This window comes from Bradyrhizobium sp. WBOS08, from assembly GCF_024585125.1.
Taxonomy (GTDB): Bacteria; Pseudomonadota; Alphaproteobacteria; order Rhizobiales; family Xanthobacteraceae; genus Bradyrhizobium; species Bradyrhizobium japonicum_B.
Genome location: NZ_CP028988.1, coordinates 3867597 through 3886575 on the forward strand (window position 1 = coordinate 3867597; position 18979 = coordinate 3886575).

Sequence of the window (18979 nt, forward strand, 5' to 3'; positions counted from 1 at the left end):
ACACGTGTATAACATGCTGGAGGTCAGCCATGAAAATCGAGATCAAGAAGATCGGCAACTCGGACGGTTTGCTGCTGCCACGCGAACTAATGCAGCGGCTCGATCTCAAGCGCGGCCAGCAATTGAATGTGGTGGAATTGCCTGGCGGTGGTTTTCAGTTGTTGCCCTACGACCCCGATTTCGAGCGGACTATGGAGATGGCCGACGAGATCATGGATAAGTATCGCGACACGCTCACCGCGCTCGCAAAATAGTTGGCGATACGCATGAGCGATCCTCAGGAGCCGCTCTGGGTTACCTACGAGCAGGCTGTAGCAATTCACGGTCGACAGCTCCGGCGCTTCGGCGGTGCGCCGGGGTTGCGCGACGAAGGCATGCTGCGCTCGGCGCTGGAGCGCCCGATCAACAAATGGCGCTACGAACAGGCGCCGTTGGACGAACTCGCTGCAGCCTACGCATTCGGCCTTGCGAAAAATCATGCATTCGTCGACGGAAACAAGCGCATCGCCTTCATGGCCATGATGGTCTTTCTTCACAAGAATGGCGTAGCTTTCAGCCCCGATCCCGCGGAAGCGACAACGATCATCCTCTCTCTCGCCGCCGGCGAAGTCAGTGAGGAGAGTCTGACGCGCTGGATTCGGGACAATTGGAATTCCAAATGACCCGATTTGCGGGAAAACCCCGCCTCGGTGCCGTTGCCCTGTCCAATTCTTTAAGGTATCCCAGCCCGAGAATTGAACTTTCGACTGGGGACATTCCATGGCTGACCATAGCGAAGTGGCATACAGCACCGCCGACGGCAACGACTACGTTGCTCACGAGCAGACCTACGAGGGCTTCATCAAGCTGGTGAAGTACGGCACGGCCTCGGTCGCGCTCATCGTGATCCTGATGGCGATCTTCCTGACCTGATCGATCGGCGGCTGCACACGCCAGCGGCAGCAGCTGCCCAGAATATTTGCATTCAAGCCGGTGCCAAAACCGGTATCGAACGCCGCGGGAGTAACGCTCAAGTTTGCGCGCGCGCTGTCCCGCGCCGCCGGAGGACCTATGAAGATCGCCGTTGCCAAGGAAATCGATCCATCGGAGCCGCGTGTCGCCGCTTCGCCTGATACGGTGAAGAAGTTCAAGGCGTTAGGCGCAGAGATCGCCGTCGAGCCGGGCGCCGGCATCAAATCGGGCCTGCCGGATTCCGAATTCACCGCCGCAGGTGCCATTGTCGGCGCCGACGCGCTGAAAGATGCCGACATCATCATCAAGGTGAAGCGCCCCGAGGCCTCGGAGCTGTCGCAGTACAAGCGCGGTGCGCTCGTCATCGCCATCATGGATCCCTATGGCAACGAGGCCGCGCTGAAGACGATTGCCGATGCCGGCGTCTCCGCCTTCGCAATGGAGCTGATGCCGCGCATCACCCGTGCGCAGGTGATGGACGTATTGTCCTCCCAGGCGAACCTTGCCGGCTACCGCGCCGTGATCGAGGGCGCCGAGGCCTTCGGCCGCGCCTTCCCGATGATGATGACCGCGGCGGGCACCGTGCCCGCGGCCAAGGTGTTCGTGATGGGTGTCGGCGTCGCCGGCCTCCAGGCCATCGCGACCGCCCGCCGCCTGGGTGCCGTCGTGACCGCGACCGACGTGCGTCCCGCCACGAAGGAACAGGTCGAATCGCTCGGCGCAAAATTCCTCGCCGTCGAGGACGAGGAGTTCAAGAACGCGCAGACCGCCGGCGGCTATGCCAAGGAAATGTCCAAGGAATATCAGGCCAAGCAGGCCGCGCTCACCGCCGAGCACATCAAGAAGCAGGACATCGTGATCACCACCGCGCTGATCCCGGGCCGGCCGGCGCCGAAGCTGGTCAGTGCCGAGATGGTGAAGTCGATGAAGCCGGGCTCGGTGCTGGTCGATCTCGCCGTCGAGCGCGGCGGCAATGTCGAGGGCGCGAAGCCGGGCGAGGTCGTCGACCTCGATGGCATCAAGATCGTCGGCTACACCAACGTCGCCGGCCGAGTCGCGGCCTCGGCCTCCAGCCTCTACGCGCGCAATTTGTTCTCCTTCATCGAGACCATGGTCGACAAGAAAGAGAAGAAGCTCGCCGTCAACTGGGACGACGAGCTGGTCAAGGCGACCGCGCTCACGAAAGACGGCGCCGTCATCCACCCGAACTTCCAGCCGAAGGCATAAGGAGAGATCGCCATGGAGCATGTTGCACAGGTCGTCGACCCCTTCGTCTTCCGGCTGTCGATCTTCGTCCTCGCCGTCTTCGTCGGTTATTTCGTGGTGTGGTCGGTGACCCCGGCGCTGCACACCCCGCTGATGAGCGTGACCAACGCGATCTCCTCGGTGATCGTGGTCGGCGCGCTGCTCGCGGTCGGCGTCGGCATGGTTTCGAGCGGTTCGGGCTGGGCGCGCGGCTTCGGCTTCGTCGCGCTCATCTTCGCCTGCGTCAACATCTTTGGCGGCTTCCTTGTCACCCAGCGCATGCTGGCGATGTACAAGAAGAAAGCCAAGTAAGCGGCCACCTCGGGCTGAAGGGATCAATGGGGACCTGAGATGAGCGCCAATCTCTCTGCATTCTTGTATCTCGTGGCGGGGGTGCTGTTCATCCTGTCGCTGCGCGGGCTGTCGAGCCCGGCGACGTCGCGCCAGGGCAATTTGTTCGGCATGATCGGCATGGGCATCGCGGTCGCGACTACGCTCGCCAGTCATCCGCCGGCGGACGGCGTCGCCTGGATCCTGGTGATCCTTGGTATCGCCATCGGCGGCGGCATCGGTGCGGTGATCGCCCGCCGCGTGCCGATGACCTCGATGCCGGAACTGGTCGCCGCCTTCCACTCGCTGGTCGGCATGGCCGCGGTGCTGGTTGCCGCCGGCGCGTTCTATGCGCCCGAGGCGTTCGACATCGGCAAGCCCGGCGCCATTCATGCATCGAGCCTGGTCGAGATGTCGCTCGGCGTCGCCATCGGCGCACTGACGTTCACCGGCTCGGTGATCGCGTTCCTGAAGCTGTCCGCGCGCATGAGCGGTGCGCCGATCATCCTGCCCGGCCGCCACATCATCAACATCGCGCTCGCCGTCGCGCTGGTGTTCTTCATCGTCCGTCTCGTCCTCACCGGCGGGGCGTTCGACTTCTGGATGATCACAATCCTGGCGCTGGCGCTCGGCGTGCTCATGATCATCCCGATCGGCGGCGCCGACATGCCGGTCGTGATCTCGATGCTGAACTCCTACTCGGGCTGGGCTGCGGCCGGCATCGGCTTCACGCTCGGCAATTCCGCGCTGATCATCACCGGCGCGTTGGTTGGCTCCTCCGGCGCGATCCTGTCCTACATCATGTGCCACGCGATGAACCGGTCCTTCATCTCGGTCATCCTCGGCGGCTTCGGCGGCGAGACGGCTGCGGCCGGCGGCGGGACGGGCGAGCAGAAGCCCGCCAAGCTCGGCTCGGCGGACGATGCGGCCTTCATCATGAAGAACGCGCAGAAGGTCATCATCGTGCCCGGCTACGGCATGGCGGTGGCGCAGGCCCAGCACGCGCTGCGCGAGATGGGCGACATCCTGAAGAAGGAAGGCGTCGAGGTGAAATACGCCATTCACCCGGTGGCAGGCCGTATGCCCGGCCACATGAACGTGCTGCTCGCCGAAGCCAACGTGCCCTATGACGAGGTGTTCGAACTCGAGGACATCAACTCCGAATTCGCGCAGGCCGACATCGCCTTCGTGATCGGCGCCAACGACGTCACCAACCCGGCGGCCGAAGAGGACAAGACCTCGCCGATCTACGGCATGCCGGTGCTGCAGGTCTGGAAGGCCGGCACCGTGATGTTCATCAAGCGCTCGCTGGCCTCCGGCTACGCCGGCATCGACAATCCGCTGTTCTACCGCGACAACACCATGATGCTGCTCGGCGACGCCAAGAAGGTCACCGAGAACATCGTCAAGGCGATGTAGGCGCGCGAAGGAAGCGGACCGTGGCCATCAACAAGGAATGGCACCGGTCCCATCGGATGCCGCTCAAGGCCACGCGCGAGCAGCGCGTCAAGTGGCACGCCGCCCAAAGGCGGCGTGCGGCTGTCGCGACGTACCGGCAAGCCTTCGGCCCGACGTCATGAAATTGCTGCGGAGCCGTCGCAAGCCCTGAGTTCAAACCGGGGCCGGACGTGCCATGATCGCCATCGCCAAGTGGACTGTCATCCTGCTCGTGACCGTCTATCTCGCCGGGCTCGTCGTGCTGTATGTCCGGCAGCGCGAGATGCTGTTTCCGATCCCGCCGGTCGGTCGCGCTGCACCCGGTGCGGCAGGTCTGCCCGAGGCAGAAGAGCATGTCCTGACCACCCCGGATGGCGAGAAGGTCATCGTCTGGCACGTGCCGGCGAGGCCCGGTCGGCCCGTGATCCTGTATTTCCCTGGCAACGGCGATTTCCTCGCGGGCCGCACCGATCGCTTCAAGGCCATGATTGCCGACGGCACCGGTCTCATCGCGCTGTCCTATCGCGGCTATGCCGGCTCGAGCGGCGCGCCGAGCGAGCAGGGCCTGCTGCGCGACGCGGCCACCGCCTACACTTTCACCAGCGCGCGCTATGGAGCGGAACGAATCGTCGCCTGGGGCTTTTCGCTGGGGACGGGCGTGGCGGTCGCGCTCGCCTCCGAACACGCCATCGGAAAGTTGATCCTGGAGGCGCCGTATACCTCGACGGCCGACGTTGCGGCATTGGCCTTCCGGTACGTGCCGGTGCGCCTGCTCATGCGCGACCAGTTTCGCTCCGACGAACGGATCGCACGCGTCACGGTGCCGCTGTTGGTGATGCATGGCACCAATGACCTTGCCATTTCGATCCTGTTCGGGGAGCGTCTGTTCGCGCTCGCGCATGAACCGAAGCGGTTCGTGCGCTTTGCGGGCGGCGGACATGACAATCTCGACAGTTTCGGTGCGGTCGAAACGGCAAGGCGCTTCATTGGATATTGAACGATCCGTCACGCGGCTCAGGGGCGCATTCCTCCTCGCCATCCTCACCTTGTTGCCGCAGCCGGCCTGGGCCGCGACCGGGCTCGATGGCGCGGCGATGCGCTGGCCCTATGCGCTGCCCTTTGCCGGTCTGTTGCTGTCGATCGCGCTCGGACCGCTGCTGTATCCGAAGATCTGGCATCATCATTACGGCAAGATCACCGCCGCCTGGTCGCTCCTGGCGCTCGTCTCGCTCCTGGTCTTTGCCGGCAGCACGGCGACGCTGGCGGCGCTCGTGCACGCCATGCTCATCGAATATCTCGGCTTCATCGTGCTGCTGTTCTCGCTCTATGTCGTGGCCGGCGGCATTCTCATCACCGGCGACATCAAGGCCACGCCGGCGATGAATGCCGGCATCCTCGCGCTCGGCACGCTGGGGGCGAGCATCGTCGGCACCACGGGTGCCGCGATGATCCTGATCCGTCCGCTGATCCGAGCCAACCGGCCGCGGCGCCACAACGCTCACGTCATCGTCTTCTTCATCATCCTGGTTGCCAATGTCGGCGGCGCGTTGAGCCCGCTCGGCGATCCGCCGCTGTTCGTCGGTTTCCTTCATGGCGTCGACTTCTTCTGGACCACACGGACCATCTGGCTGCAGACCGCGCTCGTCGCCGGATTGCTGCTCGCGATTTTCGTCGCCATCGACGTCTGGTGGTTCCGCAGCGAGCCTTTGCGCGAGGAGGCCGTTTCCGCCGAGCCGGTCCGCATCCGCGGCCTCGTCAATCTCGTGCTGATAGCTGCCATCGTCGCCTGCCTGCTGATGTCGGCGATGTGGAAGCCCGGCATCGCCTTCGACATTCTCGGCACCAAGCTTGAGCTGGAAGACGTCGCTCGCAATCTGGCACTGCTGGCCATTGCGGCGCTGTCGGTGTGGCTGACGCCGGATGAGCACAGGCAGGCCAATGGCTTCACCTGGGAGCCGATCCGCGAGGTCGCAAAGCTGTTCGCGGGCATCTTCGTCGCCATCATCCCGGTCATCGCCATGCTCAATGCCGGTCATCACGGCGCGTTCGCCTGGGTGCTGTCGGCCGTAACGGGGCCGGACGGAGCGCCGCGCGAGGTTGCTTATTTCTGGTTCACCGGCCTGATGTCCGCGTTCCTCGACAATGCGCCGACCTATCTGTTGTTCTTCCAGCTCGCCGGCGGCGACCCGCAGGTGCTGATGAATCAGCTCTCGGGCACGCTCGCCTCGATCTCCATGGGCGCGGTCTACATGGGTGCGCTCACCTATATCGGCAATGCACCGAACTTCATGGTGAGCAGCATCGCCAGCGAGAACGGCATCAAGATGCCGAGCTTCTTCGGCTATTTCTTGCGCGCCGGCGCAGTGTTGATCCCGCTGTTCGTGCTGCTGACGCTGCTGCCGGTCTCGCCGATCCTGCACTGGCATTGAATCTCGTGCCTGATTTGCTACTGCTCATCCGAGCAGATGGAATTGGTGGATGAGCGCGCATAACCCGATGCCCCGGTCGGCCTGGATCTTTCCGGCGCTGGCCGTGCTGTTGTTCGCAGCCGTCAGCGCGACGGACTACGTGTTCACGCTGTCGCTGGGCGGGCTCGTCTTCGCGACCGTGCTGCTCGTCATCCTGTTCGGCACGGTGTTCGCCGCGGTTCATCATGCCGAAGTGATCGCCGAACGGGTCGGCGAGCCCTATGGCACGCTGGTGCTGACGCTCTCGGTGACCATCATCGAGGTGGCGCTGATCACCACGATCATGCTCGGCGACAAGCCCGCGCCGGCGCTGGCGCGCGACACCGTGTTCGCCGTGGTCATGATCGTCTGCAACGGCCTCGTCGGGCTCTGCATCTTCATCGGCGGCCTGCGCTATCGCGAGCAGGGTTTCCAGCTCTCCGGCGCCAACGTCTATCTCAGCGTCCTGTTCGCGCTCGCGACCATCACGCTGATCCTGCCGAACTACACGACCAGCACGCCGGGGCCGGTCTATTCGGCAGCTCAGCTCGGTTTCGTCGACGTCGTCACGCTCGCGCTGTACGGGGTGTTCCTCTACACCCAGATGGTGCTGCACAAGGACTACTTCGTCCATGATCGGGGAGACGGCGGCAGCGGCGAGGCGCATCTGTCGGGCAGGATGCTGGCGCTCAGCGTCGTGCTGCTGCTGGTCGCGCTGCTGGCGGTGGTGCTGCTCGCCAAGAAATTCTCGCTGGTCGTCGACGCCGTCGCAGCCAGGATCGGTGCGCCGCCGGCCTTCGCCGGACTTCTGGTCGCGCTGCTGATTCTGATGCCGGAAGGCGTCGCGGCGGTAACTGCGGCCCGCAAGAACGACCTGCAGAAGAGCATCAACCTCGCGCTCGGCTCCTCGCTCGCCACCATCGGGCTGACGATTCCGGCCGTCGGCATTGCCACCTATGCGCTCGACAAGGAGCTCGAGCTCGGCCTCAGCGCCCAGGGCAGCGTGCTCCTGCTCCTGACCTTCTTCCTGAGCATGCTGACCTTCGGCACGGGCAGAACAAACGTCCTGTTCGGGCTGGTCCATATGGTGGTATTTGCCGTCTACGTCTTCATGGTTTTCGTGCCCTGAACCCATTTTGCGCGTCCGCCGCCCTCACGGGCCGGATCGCGTCCCAGGAGAGTCCCGATGCTTGCCGCCAGATCCGAGGTTCAGGTCGATAACGAAGAGGTGCGGGTGACCGAATGGCGGCTCGATCCGGGCAGCGCCACCGGCCATCACACCCACGGCATGGATTACGTGATTGTTCCCGTGGTCGCCGGTGAAATGACTATCGTGGCGCCCAACGGCGAGCGGTCCAAGGCGCAGCTTGCGGCCGGGAAATCCTATTTCCGCAAGGCGGGCGTCCAACATGACGTACTTAACGAAACCTCAACTGAGATCGTGTTCCTTGAGATCGAGCTCAAGCCGTAAGTCCGGGCCTTAACACTTGCCATCGATCCGTCGCAGTTGATCCCTTACAATGCCCCAAAGTTCCCGCATCAGATCGCGCGGGGAGTGGCCGGAATGCTGAAATACCTCGCTAAAATTTCGATGGATATTTTCCCCTCGGTGCTCGCGACGATCATCGGGGCGTACATCGTTAACCACTACATCAACGCCAAGCCGGCGGCTGATGCCCCTGCGGCCGTGGTGGCCCCTTCCCAGGCCGGCAGCGACGGCAAGCCGACCGACACCGCCAACCTTCCTGCGCCCGGCGTCAAGGCCAGGGGCATCTCGGAGAAGAGCATTTCCGACAGGGGTGCGGCGGACAAGGGTGTAGCGGACAAGGCTGCGGCCGAGAAGCCCGCCGACAAGCATGAGACCAAGGCTGCAGACGTCGCGCCTGCCGACACCCCCTCGCACGGCCGTTCCCCTGCGCGCGAGAAGGCTGCCGCGAAGGCGACCCCGCCAGCCGCTGCACCGGTCGCGGAGGCCAATGCCGCGTCGGCTGGAGCATCCCAGCCTGCGACCCCCGATGCCAACGATCTGGCGCGCGCCGCCATCGAGCGTCTTCGCAAGTCGCCTGAGGGCAAAGCTGCCGAAGCCAAATCTGCCGAGACCAAGTCTGCTGAGACCAAGCCGGTCGAGCGGACTCCGGAGCCAGCGGTGCGCGAAGCTACCCGCGTCCCCGAGGCCCCGCGCGTCATCGCGACGGAGTCCTCGGCGGTCAGGCCGCTGCCACCGCCGATCACGGTGTCCACGCCCTCGCCCGAGAGCTATGGCAATGGCGGTTCCTCGCCGTCCTATACGGCCTCGGTCGGCAACGACGACCCGAATCGGATGACGCCGCCGGCGGACATTCCCGTGCCGGTGATCGCGCCGCCGCTCGATCTGCGCGCCGATGCCGGCGCCGCCCTGCCGCGGCCGAAGAAGACGAATGTGGCTGACGAGATGCTGTCGGGCATGAAGTCGATGTTCCACTCCGTTCTGCCGAAGAGCGCCACCCCCGACTGAGATAACGCCTGCGCTGCGCCCGGCGTCAGCCGCCGACGCGGGCAAGGCCGCTGCGTGCGGTGTCGTCGCGTGGCCGAAGCGCGACGGCCCTGGTGTAGGAGGCCGCCGCCTTGGCCTTGTCGCCGAGCCGTTCATAGGCCTGTCCGCGCGTGGTCCAGACCTGCGCGTTGTGCGGATCCGCCTCGGAGGCCTCATCGAGATCGGCTGCGGCCTCCTTGATCTTGCCGAGCGCCAGATAGCTGGTGGCGCGGCCGAGCAGCGGCTCGGCCTTCTGGGGGTTGAGCCCGCTCGCGGCGCTGAAATCGGCGATCGCGAAGTCGTGCTGATGGTTGGCCTGGTAGATCAGGGCGCGGCCATAAAGCGCCTGCGCGTTGTAGGGATCGAGACCGACCGCGCGATTGAACTCCTCGAGCGCTGCCGCGGTCTCGCCTGACTTCGCCAGGGATTGGGCTTTTGCGGTATGGGCCTGCGCTTCGGCGACGTTGCCGGGGCTCACCGCGCTCTCAGCGGGTGCGGCCGACTTCGGCGCCTCCTGCGGCTTGTCCTTCTCCGGCATCAACGATCCCAGATCGAAGGAGCAGCCGCACAGCGCAATCCCCATCAAAGCCAGCGCGAACGGCTGCCGCCAGATCAGGCGTCGCCGCGTCAAGCCGCGCTCGGGGCAAGGGGAAGCCATCTACGGTTCGCTCGCGCTCGTGCCGCACTGGTAGTGCCCCGTCCCAGAAAGGCACCGCTCACAAACAATAACGCGGGCCAGGGGCCCGCGTCATCGGAAACTGAAGTCTTGGGTAATTGAAGACTTGGGAAATTGAAGACTTCGGAAACTGAAGTCTTGCGGGGTCCAGTAGATCAGCGCGGTCCGCGCGGACCTGCACCGGGGCCGCCACGGCCGCCGCGATCACCGCCGGGACCGGCGCCGAACACCGGCTTCGGCTTCATCGGCAGCAGGCCTTCGCGCTGCAGCTTCTTGCGGGCCAGCTTGCGCGCGCGGCGCACGGCTTCGGCCTTTTCGCGGGCCTTCTTCTCGGAGGGCTTTTCGTAGTGACCGCGGAGCTTCATCTCGCGGAAAATTCCCTCGCGCTGCATCTTCTTCTTCAGCGCCTTGAGGGCTTGATCGACATTGTTATCGCGAACGAGAACCTGCACGCGGCATCCTCTTGAGTGGATCGGATTTGAATTCTGGTAAGACGAAGGGGATGGCGAAACGCGCAAGCCCTTAACCTTGAGGGCGCGGATGTATCAGACAAAACCCGGGATGTCCACCGGCCAAGCGGGGATTCGGGCCAAGTTCAGCCATTAAATAAGGCAAAATATCTCCGCGCGGCCCTGATTTGGGAGATTTGACGCCAATGATGGGGCCGTTTCCGGGGCTTTGTTCCGGAATCTTGAAAGCAGGGGACTACATATGGATATCAAGAAATACGCTGCAGAAGCCATCGGGACCTTTTGGCTCACATTCGCAGGCTGCGGGAGTGCGGTGATCGCTGCCGGCTTTCCGCAGGTCGGAATCGGACTGGTCGGTGTCTCCCTCGCGTTCGGACTCAGCGTCGTCACCATGGCCTATGCGATCGGCCATATCTCGGGTTGCCATCTCAACCCGGCGGTCACCGTCGGTCTTGCTGCCGGCGGCCGTTTTCCGGCCGGGCAGATCCTGCCCTATGTGATCGCCCAGGTGGCTGGTGCGATCGTGGCTGCATGGCTGCTCTATGTCATCGCGAGCGGGGCTCCCGGATTCGACGTCGGCAAGGGCTTCGCATCCAACGGCTATGGCGCGCATTCGCCCGGCCAGTACAGCATGATCGTGTGCTTCCTCACCGAGGTGGTGATGACCATGATGTTCCTGTTCATCATCATGGGCGCCACCCATGGCCGCGCGCCCGCGGGCTTCGCACCGCTCGCGATCGGGCTCGCGCTGGTGATGATCCATCTTGTCAGCATTCCCGTCACCAACACGTCGGTGAACCCGGCGCGCAGCACGGGCCCCGCGCTGTTCGTCGGCGGCTGGGCGACCGCGCAGCTCTGGCTGTTCTGGATCGCACCGTTGATCGGCGGCGCGCTGGGCGGGGTGATCTATCGCTGGCTGAGCGAGGAGCCCACCGGCGTCGTCGCGGGCGTGAAGACGGCCTGAGCGCTTGGCGGGATCGCTGGTTGGAGCCGCGATCCCGTTACTTGCCTGTGGTGGGGCGCACTTCGGTGACGTGGCCCATCTTGCGGCCGGGGCGCGGCGCGCCCTTGCCATAGATGTGCACGGTCGCGCCGGGCACGCTTAGCCACTTTTCGTAGTCGTTGATCTCGTCGCCGATCAAATTGGTCATGGTGACGACCTCGCCGTGGCGCACCGGCTTGCCGAGCGGCCAGCCGGCGATGGCGCGGATGTGCTGCTCGAACTGCGAGACGGACGCGCCGTCGAGCGTCCAGTGCCCGGAATTATGCACGCGCGGGGCGATCTCGTTGACCAGCACCTTCGGTCCGGTGCCATTGGCCAGCACGAACATCTCGACGGCGAGTACGCCGACATAGTCGAGCGCGCTCGCGATCTTTCCGGCAATGCTGCGCGCTTCCTCGGCGAGCGCGTCGGGGATCGGGGCTGGCGCGCGCGATATCTTCAGGATGTGGTCGCGGTGCTCGTTCTCGGTGACGTCGAAACACTCGACCTCGCCTGTGACCGAGCGTGCGGCGATCACGGAGATCTCGCGCTCGAACGGCACGAAGGCTTCCAGGATCGCCGATTTGGTGGCGAGGCTGGTCCACACCTTGGCGATGTCGTCGCCCTCGCGGATGATGGCCTGGCCCTTGCCGTCATAGCCGAAGCGGCGGGTCTTGAGCACGGCCGGAAGGCCGATCCTGGCGATCGCCTCGCGCAACGAGGCGACGGACGTGACATCGGCGTAGGCTGCGGTGCCGATCCCGAGGCGGGTGACAAAATCCTTCTCGGCGAGCCGGTCCTGGGTCGTCTCGAGGATCTTGCGATTGGGCAGCACCGGGCGGCGCGCATCCAGCACCATCGCAGCGGCCGAGGGGACGTTCTCGAATTCGTAGGTGATGACGTCGACGTCGCCCGCGAACAGCTCGAGCGCTTCGACATCGGCATATTCGGCGCAGGTCGCGTTCAACACGACGTCGAAAGCCGGCGAGTCCGGATCGGGCGAGAACACCTGGCAGCGCAGACCGAGCCGCGCCGCAGCCATCGCCAGCATCCGGCCCAATTGTCCGCCGCCGAGGATTCCGATGGTGTCACCGGGCTTCAGCTTCACGTGCCGGGTGTCAGTCACGCCTTGCCCTCCGGGCGCTCAGCGACCGCCTCGGTCTGAGCCTTGCGCCAGGCGGCGAGGCGGTCGGACAAGGCGGGGTCGGACAGTGCCAGGACGGAGGCTGCCAGCAGCGCGGCGTTGGTCGCGCCGGCCTTGCCGATGGCGAGGGTGCCGACCGGGATGCCGGCGGGCATCTGGACGATCGAATAGAGCGAATCGAGGCCCTTGAGGGTCTTGGATTCGACGGGAACGCCGAATACCGGCAGCTCGGTCAGAGCCGCCGCCATGCCAGGCAGGTGCGCAGCGCCTCCAGCGCCGGCGATGATGACCTTGTACCCCGCGGCCTTGGCGCCCTTGGCGAAAGCAAACAGCCGGTCGGGGGTGCGGTGGGCCGAAACGATGCGGCTGTCGACTGCAACGCCGAGCGCGGCGAGCGTGTCGGCGGCATGCCGCATCGTGTCCCAGTCCGACTGGCTTCCCATGATGATGGCGATCGGCGCGGTCATGGCGTTGATTGTGCCCGAAAAACAGAAGGATAGGCCAGATTAACGGTTCCGGCCGGCGGCTCGCAAGGCGGTGGCAAGGAGAAGGGAATCCACTATCCTGTCTTGGTGAATCCCCGCAAGCCTTCATTGAGCAGGATGCCCATGAAGAAACCGAAAAGGGCGAGTGCTGCGAAGGCCAAGGCGGGCCGGAAGACCAGCGCCGGCCGTTCCAAAGCCGCCCCGAAGCGGCCGACCAGGCGTCCGGCGAAACCGCCGCGGCGCGGCGCGCCTGGCAGCGATGGAGCCAAGGAAACCGTCAGGGCGACGATCCGGGACTTGCGGGCCAAGCTCAAGCAGGCGCAGCGCCGGGTCGCCGAGCTGGAAGCTGCGGCCGATACCGATTTCCTGCTCGGGATTCCCAACCGGCGCGGTTTCGAGCGCGAGCTTGCGCGCGCCATCGCCTACATGAAGCGCTACCGCGCCAGCGGGGCGCTGATCGTGCTCGACGTCGATCGGCTGAAACCGATCAACGATTCGTTTGGTCACGGCGCTGGCGACGAGGTGCTCAAGGCGATTGTCGCAGCGCTGATGCGGCAGGTCCGTGCCTCCGACGTGGTCGGGCGGCTCGGAGGCGACGAGTTCGCGCTGCTGCTCTGGAACCTGAGCGAGACCGATGCCAAGGCGAAGGCCGCCGCCTTCGAACAGGCGATCGACGAATTGTCTTTCGTTTTTCGCGGCCAGCACGTGACCGCGGGAGCCTCCGCCGGTGTCGCGCTGCTGGGGGCGCAATCCGATGCAGGCCGTGCCCTGGAGGAGGCGGATGCCGCCATGTATGTGCGCAAGGCGCACCGGCGGCACGAGCCGCGGATCAGGCTGGTCGGCAGCTGATCCTCACAGCGTGGCGAGATCTTCCGGCACGTTGCCGAATCTGCGCAGCAGCGTGGCGTCCCCGAATTCGCCGGTCATGGGATCGCCGCTGCGGCTGAACGCGACCGCACCGATGTGGCCGGCGCCGCGCGACAAGGCCTCGGCGCGCCGCAACGCGGCCGTCGAACTCTGGCATTCTTCCGCTGCGCCTGCGACAGGCGAGCCGTCGGCATCGATCAAGAAGGGCATTGCAACGTAATAGGTCACGTCCGACATGGCGTTGCTCCGACGTTGAACTCAGGCGGCGCTGCTCTTGCTCCGCATCTTGCTGCGTGAGGTCTCGGGGATGCAGCCGGCGGAGATTGCCGCCTGCAATTCCTCCAGCTCGGCCTCCAGGTATTCGTTGGCCATGATCAGCGCCTTGATGGTGCTGCGCAGATTGCCGTCGCACATCGCGATGGCCTGGTCGCAGGCCTGTTCATAGTGGCTGTTGTCGAGAAGGGCGGCTGTCGACATCTGCGTGTCCTCGGGTGTTCCTGGGGGCGTTGCTGCACCTCGAATGTTCTTATTTTGTTCTTTTCGAGTCAAGCGGATTCGATCTCAGGTGAGCTTTGTCGCGCAGCCTCTGGATCAGGCGATGATGTCGGGCGTGATCTGGTCTTCGATGAACGCGATGCGGTCGCGCAACAACAACTTGCGCTTCTTCAGCCGCTGCAACCGCAACAGGTCGGGGGCGGGCGATTGATGCAGTGCATCGATCGCCGCATCGAGATCTCGGTGTTCCTGCTGCAACCGGGTGAGCTCGGCTTCGAGCTCACGCTCGTCTTCATTGGTCATGTCTGCGGTGGCCGAAAACCGATAGGCGTGAGACTCTGGGCTGTGGATGCCCTGTGGAAATTATCGTCCTTGCGCGGCTTGATCGCAAGCGATCTGCGCCCTCTGCTCGCCGATCTCCCGCAACATATTTCCTGCGGGGGCGTAGCGGCCGTGCAAGCGCATTGATATCACGGATTTTTCCGGCGCGGTTCCTTTACTCACGCTTCGTTACATATGAATTTTCAAAAATGAAGCTGCGACGACGGATACCCATCGACAGAACGAATCGGTGATGTAGACTTCGTTGTCCGGATCGAATCCTGAGGTTCAACCCTACCGAGGAGGTTTCGAATGACAATTCAGGCACATCTCGTTGAATTGGAACGGAAGCACAAACTTCTCGAAAACGAATTGCACGACGCTCTCGTGCACCTTTCAACAGACGACCTGCAAATTGTTGAGTTGAAGCGCCGGAAGTTGATGGTCAAGGATCAGATCGAGCGCCTGAAGCACGGCGACACGCTCCACTAGTAACCCCCATAACAGCGTAGAGTTGATCGTACCCTTCATCATGCAGGGATGAGAGTTTTTGCCCTCGTCCCTGCTGCGGGGTAAGCATCGCGCAGGGTGCTTGCGCGATGCTTGGATTTGCCTGCGCTCTAGACCTCTGCGAGCTCGGCGACGTGATCTGCGATCGCGAGCGACGACGTCAGTCCAGGCGACTCGATCCCGAACAAATTCACAAGGCCTGCGACGCCGTGGTCGCGCGGTCCCTGCATCAGGAAGTCCTGCGTGGCCACCGCGGGCGGGACGATCTTCGGCCGGATGCCTGAATAGCTCGGCATCAGCGCGCCGTCGGGCAGCGTCGGCCAATATCTGCGGATCGCCGGATAGAAGCGCTCGGCGCGTGACGGATCGACCTCGTAATCGATCGTCTCGATCCATTCGACATCAGGCCCGAACCGCGCCTGGCCGGCCATGTCCAGCGTCAGGTGCACCCCCAAACCGCCGGGTTCGGGCACCGGGTAGATCAGGCGCGAGAACGGCGCCTTGGCGTTGCAGCTGAAGTAGTTTCCCTTGGCGAGATAGGCCGGAGGAATGCGGTCCAGCGGCATGCCGTCGATATTGCGCGCCACATTCGTCGCCGACAGCCCGGCGGCATTGACGAGCAGGCTGCATTGCAGCGTCATCGGCGCCTCGCCGCCGGCCTCGATCTCGATGATGCCACCAGCCGCCTTGGCGCGGATCAGCGGGGTGTGAAACGCGAAGGCGGCGCCGGCGTCCTCGGCTTCGCCTCGCAGTGACAGCATGTAGGCGTGGCTGTCGATGATGCCCGTCGACGGCGACAGCAGCGCGGCGTCACAGGCTAGCGCCGGCTCCAGCGCGCGTGCGGCCTCCCCCGAGAGCAGCTGCATGTCGAGCACGCCATTGGCCTCGGCATGCGCCTTGATCGATTGCAGCTTCGCGGTCTCCTGCGGGTTGGTTGCGACGATCAGCTTGCCGCAATTCCTGTGCGGGATGCCGCGCTCGGCGCAGTAGCGGTAGAGCGCGTGCTTGCCGGCGACGCACATGCGCGCCATCCAGCTCCCGGCGCGGTAATAGATGCCGGCATGGATCACCTCACTGTTGCGCGAGGAGGTGATGGTGCCGATCGCCTCGGCCTCCTCGAGCACGATCACCTCGTGCCCGGCCTGCGCGAGCCTTCGGGCCACCGCGAGCCCGACCACGCCGGCTCCGATGACGACGCAATCGACCCTATCCATGGTTGTGCAGCATGTCCGTTGGGAGCGCCGGTCGCATCAGACCTGGAAAGAACGGCGCGGGGGCGTTTTCCGTTAAGGAAGAATTTATCATGTCAGGGCAATTGCCGTATTTCACGTCACATTTTTCTGTTGTGCGTACAGGCGTTTACCCGATCCAAACCCGTGAGGCCAGACAATCCGACGTTGAAATCGCGGGTGGCTGATGGCTGAGAAGAACTGGCACGAGGGCAGCACGCTTCCGATTGCTGTGCAGGCCGTTGTGTGCCTCGCCGGCACGGTTGCGCCCGCGCGCGCCTTTGCGCTGTCGGACAATTTTGCCGCGCCGAGCTATCTCGGCCAGCTGGATCCCAACGTGGTCTGGGAAGTCCTGATCGCGGGCATTGTCGTCTGCGCGTTCCTCGCTGCGATCGCGCTGTGGATCCATTCCTCGCTGCGCCGGACCAGGCGTTTGCAGTTGCGGCGCAACGCCTTCGTCTCCTCCGCCATGAACAATCTCAATCAGGGCGTGGTGATGACGGATGCGCAGCGGCGCATCATCTTTTGCAACGACCGCTATCTCGAGATCTACGGCCTGACGCGGTCGGATGTCTGGGCCAACATGAACGGCTACGAGCTCCTTGAGCTGCGCCGCAAGCGCGGGGTGCTCGGCGTTTCCGACGACGAGTTCTACGACAAGGCGGCAAGCACCAACGGTCTGATCACCGAGCTACCGGACGGACGGGCCATCCTGGTGAAATATTTCGTGCTGCCGAACGGCGGCTCGGTGGCGACGCATCTCGACGTCAGCGAGCAGCGCAGGCTGTCGCGACAGCTCGCCTCGACCAAGCAGTTCCTCGAAACGGTGCTGGACAACGTGCCGGCCTGCGTGGCCGCCAAGAACATCGAGGACGGCCGCTACATCTTCGCCAACAGCGCCTATGAGCGGTTCTGGGGCTTCTCGCGCGATCATGTCGTCGGCAAGAATGCGCGCGAGCTGTTCGCATCGGCCTCGGCTGACAGCATCGAGGCGACCGACCGGGCGGCGCTCAATTCGCCGGACGGCCAATTCCGCAACGAATTCGAGGTCGATCGCGGCGGCGAGCGGCGCATGGTCGCCTCGGTCCGGATCGTGGTCCGCAACGAGAGCAACAAGCCCGAATTCCTGATGCTGGTGTTCGAGGACATCACCGACCGCCGCTCGCTGTCGAAGGAGCTGGAGAGCACCAAGAAGTTCCTCGAGCTGGTGGTCGACAACATCCCGGTGGCCCTGATCGTCGAGCAGGTCAAGGACGGCCGCTATCTGCTCGCCAACCGCAGCGCGGAGACGATCCTCAATCGCCGGCGCGAGGAAGCCACGGGCCTGACGGCGTCCGACATCTTCAACCCCAAGGAAGCCAAGCTGATCATCGCGCGCGACGAGGCCGCGATCAAGAAACGCGGGATGATCACCGAGGAGCATCCGATCTCCACCAAGGACGGCCTGCGGCTGTTCCTGACCCGCCGCGCCACCGTGCTCGGCGAGGCCGGCGAGCCGCAATATCTGATCAAGACCCACGAGGACGTCACCGACCGCCGGCAGACCGAGTCGCGCATGGCCCACATGGCCTATCACGACGGCCTCACCGACCTGCCGAACCGTGCGGCCTTCCTTCAGGCGTTGACCCAGATGATCGAGGCCTGCGAAGGCACCGACGAGGAGTTCGCCGTCCTCTGCGTCGACCTCGACGGCCTCAAGGAGGTCAACGACGTCTTCGGCCACGCACTCGGCGACAAGCTCCTGATCGAGGTGGCCCAGCGGCTTCAGGACTCCGCCCGCGGCGGCGTGGTCGCGCGCCTGTCCGGCGATGAATTCGGCCTCATCATCGACGGCAAGCAGCCGGATTCCGGCCTTGCGCTGGCGCAGCACCTCGGCGAGGCCGTCGCGAAGGAATTCCAGATCGACGGCCGGGCGGTCCGCGCCGGCGCCACCACCGGCATGGCGGTCTTCCCGCGCAATGGCACCGACGGCGCTTCGCTGCTCGCCAATGCCGGTGCGGCGCTGTTCCGCGCCAAGCAGAAGTCCCGCGGCACGATCAGCCTCTACCAGCCGGAGATGGACCAGCAGATCCGCGATCGGCGCGTGCTGCACCAGGACCTGTCGATGGCGATCAAGAACGGCGAGCTCTCGCTTGCCTTCCAGCCGCAGGGGGCCGCGGGTGACAGCGTCGCCGAGAGCGAGATCATCGGCTTCGAGGCACTGGCGCGCTGGCAGCATCCGGTGCGCGGCCAGGTCTCGCCGGCCGAATTCATCCCGATCGCGGAGGAAAGCGGCCTGATCGTCGAAATGGGCGAGTGGATCCTGCGCGAGACTTGCCGCGAGGCGGCGTCCTGGCCGAAACCGCTTCAGGTCGCGGTCAATCTGTCGCCGGCGCAGTTCATGCACGGCGACGTGGTCGGCCTCGTCCATTCGATCCTGCTCGAGACCGGCCTTGCGCCCGGCCGGCTCGAGCTTGAGATCACCGAGGGCGTGCTGATCGAGGATTTCGACCGGGGCCTCGCGCTGCTGCGACGCCTCAAGGCGCTCGGCGTCCGCATCTCCATGGACGATTTCGGCAGCGGATATTCCTCGCTGAGCTACCTCCAGGCGTTCCCGTTCGACAAGATCAAGATCGACCGCGCCTTCATCGTCAATCTCGGCCGCAATCCGCAATCGGCGGCGATCGTCCGTGCCGTGATCGATCTCGGCCACGGCCTCGACATGTCGATCATCGCCGAGGGCGTCGAGACGATCGAGCAGCTCGCCTTCCTCGCCAAGGAGGGCTGCGACGGCGTGCAAGGCTATCTGCTCGGCAAGCCGTTGCCGATCGGCAAATATGCCGGCCTCGTCGGCCGCGCCGAGGTCATGGAGCTTGCGCTCAAGACCGGCTAGAGATGA

At 64.6% G+C, this 18979-nt stretch carries 24 protein-coding genes; 16 read left to right on the forward strand and 8 right to left on the reverse strand.

The genetic code is table 11. The annotated features are described in order from the left end of the window. Positions 1 to 29 precede the first annotated feature (29 nt). The 12 genes from DCM80_RS18375 (at position 30) to DCM80_RS18430 (ending at position 8904) form a co-directional block, all read left to right on the forward strand. Positions 30 to 254, forward strand: coding sequence for an AbrB family transcriptional regulator (locus tag DCM80_RS18375; RefSeq protein ID WP_257192970.1), 225 nt, complete (start codon positions 30 to 32; stop codon positions 252 to 254). Between the two features lie 12 nt (positions 255 to 266). Continuing rightward, complete coding sequence (locus DCM80_RS18380; RefSeq protein ID WP_257176756.1) at positions 267 to 662, forward strand: type II toxin-antitoxin system death-on-curing family toxin; 396 nt, start codon at positions 267 to 269, stop codon at positions 660 to 662. Between the two features lie 97 nt (positions 663 to 759). Next, on the forward strand, positions 760 to 912 hold the full coding sequence (locus DCM80_RS18385; protein WP_018317799.1) for an aa3-type cytochrome c oxidase subunit IV: 153 nt from the start codon (positions 760 to 762) through the stop codon (positions 910 to 912). 138 nt (positions 913 to 1050) lie between these two features. Further along, on the forward strand, positions 1051 to 2178 hold the full coding sequence (locus DCM80_RS18390; RefSeq protein WP_257192971.1) for a Re/Si-specific NAD(P)(+) transhydrogenase subunit alpha: 1128 nt from the start codon (positions 1051 to 1053) through the stop codon (positions 2176 to 2178). 12 nt (positions 2179 to 2190) lie between these two features. After that, positions 2191 to 2508 (forward strand): proton-translocating transhydrogenase family protein, encoded by a 318-nt coding sequence (locus DCM80_RS18395; RefSeq protein WP_028138374.1) that lies wholly within the window; start codon positions 2191 to 2193, stop codon positions 2506 to 2508. 39 nt (positions 2509 to 2547) lie between these two features. Beyond that, on the forward strand, positions 2548 to 3945 hold the full coding sequence (locus DCM80_RS18400) for an NAD(P)(+) transhydrogenase (Re/Si-specific) subunit beta (protein ID WP_028138373.1): 1398 nt from the start codon (positions 2548 to 2550) through the stop codon (positions 3943 to 3945). Between the two features lie 20 nt (positions 3946 to 3965). Then, on the forward strand, positions 3966 to 4106 hold the full coding sequence (locus DCM80_RS18405; protein ID WP_257192972.1) for a hypothetical protein: 141 nt from the start codon (positions 3966 to 3968) through the stop codon (positions 4104 to 4106). Between the two features lie 53 nt (positions 4107 to 4159). Next, the gene (locus tag DCM80_RS18410) at positions 4160 to 4960 is read left to right on the forward strand and encodes an alpha/beta hydrolase (protein ID WP_257192973.1); all 801 of its coding nucleotides are present in this window, start codon (positions 4160 to 4162) and stop codon (positions 4958 to 4960) included. Positions 4961 to 5057: 97 nt separating this feature from the next. Next, positions 5058 to 6392: a sodium:proton antiporter gene (locus tag DCM80_RS18415; RefSeq protein WP_257197974.1), complete on the forward strand. Its 1335-nt coding sequence runs from the start codon at positions 5058 to 5060 to the stop codon at positions 6390 to 6392. A gap of 49 nt (positions 6393 to 6441) precedes the next feature. After that, positions 6442 to 7539, forward strand: coding sequence for a calcium:proton antiporter (locus tag DCM80_RS18420; protein ID WP_257192974.1), 1098 nt, complete (start codon positions 6442 to 6444; stop codon positions 7537 to 7539). A gap of 57 nt (positions 7540 to 7596) precedes the next feature. Beyond that, the gene (locus tag DCM80_RS18425; RefSeq protein ID WP_257192975.1) at positions 7597 to 7881 is read left to right on the forward strand and encodes a cupin domain-containing protein; all 285 of its coding nucleotides are present in this window, start codon (positions 7597 to 7599) and stop codon (positions 7879 to 7881) included. Positions 7882 to 7974: 93 nt separating this feature from the next. Continuing rightward, positions 7975 to 8904, forward strand: coding sequence for a hypothetical protein (locus DCM80_RS18430; RefSeq protein ID WP_257192976.1), 930 nt, complete (start codon positions 7975 to 7977; stop codon positions 8902 to 8904). A 25-nt stretch (positions 8905 to 8929) separates the two neighbouring features. Here DCM80_RS18430 and DCM80_RS18435 read toward each other — a convergent pair whose 3' ends face one another. Then, positions 8930 to 9580 carry a tetratricopeptide repeat protein gene (locus DCM80_RS18435; protein ID WP_306594397.1) on the reverse strand — a complete coding sequence of 217 codons (651 nt, stop codon included), beginning with the start codon at positions 9578 to 9580 and terminating at the stop codon, positions 8930 to 8932. 173 nt (positions 9581 to 9753) lie between these two features. Further along, positions 9754 to 10050 (reverse strand): 30S ribosomal protein S21, encoded by a 297-nt coding sequence (rpsU, locus tag DCM80_RS18440; RefSeq protein ID WP_008546194.1) that lies wholly within the window; start codon positions 10048 to 10050, stop codon positions 9754 to 9756. A gap of 259 nt (positions 10051 to 10309) precedes the next feature. Here rpsU and aqpZ point away from each other — a divergent pair, with 259 nt between their 5' ends. Next, the gene (aqpZ, locus tag DCM80_RS18445; protein WP_257192978.1) at positions 10310 to 11032 is read left to right on the forward strand and encodes an aquaporin Z; all 723 of its coding nucleotides are present in this window, start codon (positions 10310 to 10312) and stop codon (positions 11030 to 11032) included. 37 nt (positions 11033 to 11069) lie between these two features. Here the strand turns inward: aqpZ and DCM80_RS18450 are convergent, their stop codons facing one another. Both DCM80_RS18450 and purE read right to left on the reverse strand, forming a co-directional pair. Then, on the reverse strand, positions 11070 to 12176 hold the full coding sequence (locus DCM80_RS18450; RefSeq protein WP_257192979.1) for a 5-(carboxyamino)imidazole ribonucleotide synthase: 1107 nt from the start codon (positions 12174 to 12176) through the stop codon (positions 11070 to 11072). Next, on the reverse strand, positions 12173 to 12661 hold the full coding sequence (gene purE / locus DCM80_RS18455) for a 5-(carboxyamino)imidazole ribonucleotide mutase (protein ID WP_257176763.1): 489 nt from the start codon (positions 12659 to 12661) through the stop codon (positions 12173 to 12175). Before purE ends, DCM80_RS18450 begins: the two co-directional genes overlap by 4 nt. Positions 12662 to 12802: 141 nt before the next feature. Here purE and DCM80_RS18460 point away from each other — a divergent pair, with 141 nt between their 5' ends. Continuing rightward, the gene (locus DCM80_RS18460) at positions 12803 to 13528 is read left to right on the forward strand and encodes a GGDEF domain-containing protein (RefSeq protein ID WP_257192980.1); all 726 of its coding nucleotides are present in this window, start codon (positions 12803 to 12805) and stop codon (positions 13526 to 13528) included. Positions 13529 to 13531: 3 nt separating this feature from the next. On the opposite strand, the gene DCM80_RS18465 is transcribed toward DCM80_RS18460, so the two are convergent. The 3 genes from DCM80_RS18465 to DCM80_RS18475 all read right to left on the reverse strand — a co-directional run bounded on the left by DCM80_RS18465 (position 13532) and on the right by DCM80_RS18475 (position 14344). Next, positions 13532 to 13783, reverse strand: a complete 252-nt coding sequence (locus tag DCM80_RS18465) for a hypothetical protein (RefSeq protein WP_028138362.1) — start codon at positions 13781 to 13783, stop codon at positions 13532 to 13534. A 21-nt stretch (positions 13784 to 13804) separates the two neighbouring features. Next, positions 13805 to 14023 carry a hypothetical protein gene (locus DCM80_RS18470; protein WP_026201909.1) on the reverse strand — a complete coding sequence of 73 codons (219 nt, stop codon included), beginning with the start codon at positions 14021 to 14023 and terminating at the stop codon, positions 13805 to 13807. 114 nt (positions 14024 to 14137) lie between these two features. Next, positions 14138 to 14344: a YdcH family protein gene (locus DCM80_RS18475; RefSeq protein WP_008546179.1), complete on the reverse strand. Its 207-nt coding sequence runs from the start codon at positions 14342 to 14344 to the stop codon at positions 14138 to 14140. Positions 14345 to 14674: 330 nt separating this feature from the next. On the opposite strand from DCM80_RS18475, the gene DCM80_RS18480 reads away from it, so the two are divergent. Continuing rightward, a complete protein-coding gene (locus DCM80_RS18480; RefSeq protein WP_028138361.1) occupies positions 14675 to 14854 on the forward strand; it encodes a YdcH family protein in 180 nt (59 codons plus the stop codon). A gap of 128 nt (positions 14855 to 14982) precedes the next feature. On the opposite strand, the gene DCM80_RS18485 is transcribed toward DCM80_RS18480, so the two are convergent. After that, a complete protein-coding gene (locus DCM80_RS18485) occupies positions 14983 to 16086 on the reverse strand; it encodes an NAD(P)/FAD-dependent oxidoreductase (protein WP_257192982.1) in 1104 nt (367 codons plus the stop codon). Positions 16087 to 16288: 202 nt separating this feature from the next. On the opposite strand from DCM80_RS18485, the gene DCM80_RS18490 reads away from it, so the two are divergent. Then, a complete protein-coding gene (locus DCM80_RS18490; RefSeq protein ID WP_257192984.1) occupies positions 16289 to 18973 on the forward strand; it encodes an EAL domain-containing protein in 2685 nt (894 codons plus the stop codon). Positions 18974 to 18979: the final 6 nt, after the last annotated feature.

Bases quoted from the DNA above. Each gene is read 5' to 3' on its own strand.
- DCM80_RS18375 (WP_257192970.1), top strand. From the start codon at position 30: ATGAAAATCGAGATCAAGAAGATCGGCAACTCGGACGGTTTGCTGCTG.
- DCM80_RS18380 (WP_257176756.1), top strand. From the start codon at position 267: ATGAGCGATCCTCAGGAGCCGCTCTGGGTTACCTACGAGCAGGCTGTA.
- DCM80_RS18385 (WP_018317799.1), top strand. From the start codon at position 760: ATGGCTGACCATAGCGAAGTGGCATACAGCACCGCCGACGGCAACGAC.
- DCM80_RS18390 (WP_257192971.1), top strand. From the start codon at position 1,051: ATGAAGATCGCCGTTGCCAAGGAAATCGATCCATCGGAGCCGCGTGTC.
- DCM80_RS18395 (WP_028138374.1), top strand. From the start codon at position 2,191: ATGGAGCATGTTGCACAGGTCGTCGACCCCTTCGTCTTCCGGCTGTCG.
- DCM80_RS18400 (WP_028138373.1), top strand. From the start codon at position 2,548: ATGAGCGCCAATCTCTCTGCATTCTTGTATCTCGTGGCGGGGGTGCTG.
- DCM80_RS18410 (WP_257192973.1), top strand. From the start codon at position 4,160: ATGATCGCCATCGCCAAGTGGACTGTCATCCTGCTCGTGACCGTCTAT.
- DCM80_RS18415 (WP_257197974.1), top strand. From the start codon at position 5,058: ATGCGCTGGCCCTATGCGCTGCCCTTTGCCGGTCTGTTGCTGTCGATC.
- DCM80_RS18420 (WP_257192974.1), top strand. From the start codon at position 6,442: ATGAGCGCGCATAACCCGATGCCCCGGTCGGCCTGGATCTTTCCGGCG.
- DCM80_RS18425 (WP_257192975.1), top strand. From the start codon at position 7,597: ATGCTTGCCGCCAGATCCGAGGTTCAGGTCGATAACGAAGAGGTGCGG.
- DCM80_RS18430 (WP_257192976.1), top strand. From the start codon at position 7,975: ATGCTGAAATACCTCGCTAAAATTTCGATGGATATTTTCCCCTCGGTG.
- DCM80_RS18435 (WP_306594397.1), bottom strand. From the start codon at position 9,580: ATGGCTTCCCCTTGCCCCGAGCGCGGCTTGACGCGGCGACGCCTGATC.
- aqpZ (WP_257192978.1), top strand. From the start codon at position 10,310: ATGGATATCAAGAAATACGCTGCAGAAGCCATCGGGACCTTTTGGCTC.
- purE (WP_257176763.1), bottom strand. From the start codon at position 12,661: ATGACCGCGCCGATCGCCATCATCATGGGAAGCCAGTCGGACTGGGAC.
- DCM80_RS18460 (WP_257192980.1), top strand. From the start codon at position 12,803: ATGAAGAAACCGAAAAGGGCGAGTGCTGCGAAGGCCAAGGCGGGCCGG.
- DCM80_RS18465 (WP_028138362.1), bottom strand. From the start codon at position 13,783: ATGTCGGACGTGACCTATTACGTTGCAATGCCCTTCTTGATCGATGCC.
- DCM80_RS18470 (WP_026201909.1), bottom strand. From the start codon at position 14,023: ATGTCGACAGCCGCCCTTCTCGACAACAGCCACTATGAACAGGCCTGC.
- DCM80_RS18475 (WP_008546179.1), bottom strand. From the start codon at position 14,344: ATGACCAATGAAGACGAGCGTGAGCTCGAAGCCGAGCTCACCCGGTTG.
- DCM80_RS18480 (WP_028138361.1), top strand. From the start codon at position 14,675: ATGACAATTCAGGCACATCTCGTTGAATTGGAACGGAAGCACAAACTT.
- DCM80_RS18485 (WP_257192982.1), bottom strand. From the start codon at position 16,086: ATGGATAGGGTCGATTGCGTCGTCATCGGAGCCGGCGTGGTCGGGCTC.
- DCM80_RS18490 (WP_257192984.1), top strand. From the start codon at position 16,289: ATGGCTGAGAAGAACTGGCACGAGGGCAGCACGCTTCCGATTGCTGTG.